Origin of the sequence: Leekyejoonella antrihumi, from assembly GCF_007845645.1 — a bacterium.
In the GTDB taxonomy this organism is placed as follows: Bacteria; Actinomycetota; Actinomycetes; order Actinomycetales; family Dermatophilaceae; genus Leekyejoonella; species Leekyejoonella antrihumi.
In genome coordinates this window covers 1-1,608 of record NZ_VCQV01000118.1, presented here as the reverse complement: position 1 = coordinate 1,608, position 1,608 = coordinate 1, and the positions used below count along the sequence as shown (strand labels likewise).

The 1,608-nt window shown below is 63.9% G+C and carries 1 protein-coding gene and 1 pseudogene; both read left to right on the top strand.

Annotated elements, in window-relative coordinates; all coding sequences use genetic code 11:
- Nucleotides 1–192 precede the first annotated feature (192 nt).
- Nucleotides 193–1,451 (top strand): IS3 family transposase gene (locus tag FGL98_RS24995; protein WP_425461031.1). Its coding sequence is split into 2 segments (ribosomal slippage): nucleotides 193–538 and nucleotides 538–1,451, totalling 1,260 coding nucleotides; the frame shifts between segments, so codons are not numbered across the junction.
- A gap of 39 nt (nucleotides 1,452–1,490) precedes the next feature.
- A pseudogene (locus FGL98_RS26975) lies at nucleotides 1,491–1,608 on the top strand (DDE-type integrase/transposase/recombinase); the annotation flags it as partial.

Here is a 1,608-nt window from a genome sequence, read left to right as displayed (position 1 = left end):
GCGTGACCTGGACCTGGTGGCCTGCCAACCCCGGCCATGGCGGCCGATCACCACCATCGCCTCGGACGCCGGGACGACCGGCGACCTGGTGAACCGGGACTTCACCGCGACCGAGCCGGCGACGGGGCCTGACCCTGATTCTTGGACACGCTGATTCCAGCCCTGGGCTGGGGAAGCGAGATGATGAGGATCATGGCCCGTAAGAACTACTCTGAAGAGTTCCGTCGTCAGGCCGTCGACTTGTACGAGACCACTCCGGGTGCGACGGTGCGTGGCATCGCCGCGGATCTGGGGGTTGTGCGTGGCACGCTGCGTCAGTGGCTGGCTGTGTACGGGACGGGCAAGAAGACTGCTGCCGACGGGAGCCGCGCACGTAGCCCGCTCACGGCTCGGACGAGCCCGGGTGAGGCGCCTGACAGGGATGAGTCGCCGCAGGAGCGGATCACCCGTCTGGAGGCCGAGAACGCCGCGTTGCGGGCGGAGAAGTCCAAACTGGTCACCGAGCGAGAGATTCTGCAGAAGGCGGCGAAATATTTCGCCGGGGAGACGATCTGGTGAGCCGCTTCCAGTTCGTCGCCGACCACCAGCACGCCTTCGAGGTGAAGCGGTTGTGTCAGCTGGTCGAGGTCTGTCGGTCCTCGTTCTACGCGTGGCAGGACGCCGGGCCTGCTCGCGCGGCCAGGGCTGCCAGGGATGCAGAGCTGGCCGAGAGGATCCGTGATCTGCACGAGGACGACAACACGATCGGGGCGCCGCGGGTGACTGCTGAGCTCAATGACGGTACGCCGACCGGCGAGCGGGTGAATCATAAGCGGGTTGCTCGGGTGATGCGCGAGCACGGGATCCGCGGGTACCGGCGTCGGCGACGGGTGGTGACCACGGTGCCGGAGCCGGCGGATCAGAAGGTCCCGGACCTGTTGAAGCGGGACTTCACCGCGGATGAGCCGAACTGTCGGTATGTCGGCGATATCACGTATCTGCCGCTGGCGGATGGGAGCAACCTGTACTTGGCGACGGTGATCGACTGCTACTCACGGCGGTTGGTGGGGTGGTCGATCGCGAATCACATGCGCACCGAGCTGATCGGGGATGCTCTGACGGACGCGGCTGCGACACGTGGCTCCCTGGCCGGAGCGATCTTTCACTCAGATCACGGATCTCAATATACTTCAAGGGATTTCGCATCTTTATGCTACACGCTTGGGGTGACTCAGTCGATGGGTGCGGTCGGCACGAGCGCCGACAACAGTCTCGCCGAGTCGTTCAACGCCACCGCCAAACGCGAGGTTCTACAAGACGAGAACGTCTGGCCGGACGAGATCACCTGTCGCCGTGAGCTTTTCAGATGGTTGACACGCTACAACACTAAGAGGCGGCACTCCTGGTGCGGCTACAGATCGCCGGTTGACTACGAGAACGACAACGCTGCTATGCTCCGTCCAGCAGCGTAATCCACCCCCGTGTCTACGAATTGGGGGCAAGGCCCGACCAAGCTCGTCGGCGACATTACCTACATCCGGACCTGGGAAGGGTGGTTGTACCTGGCCACCGTGCTGGACTGCTGTACCAAGAAAGTCGTCGGGTACGCGATGGCCGACCACATGCGCA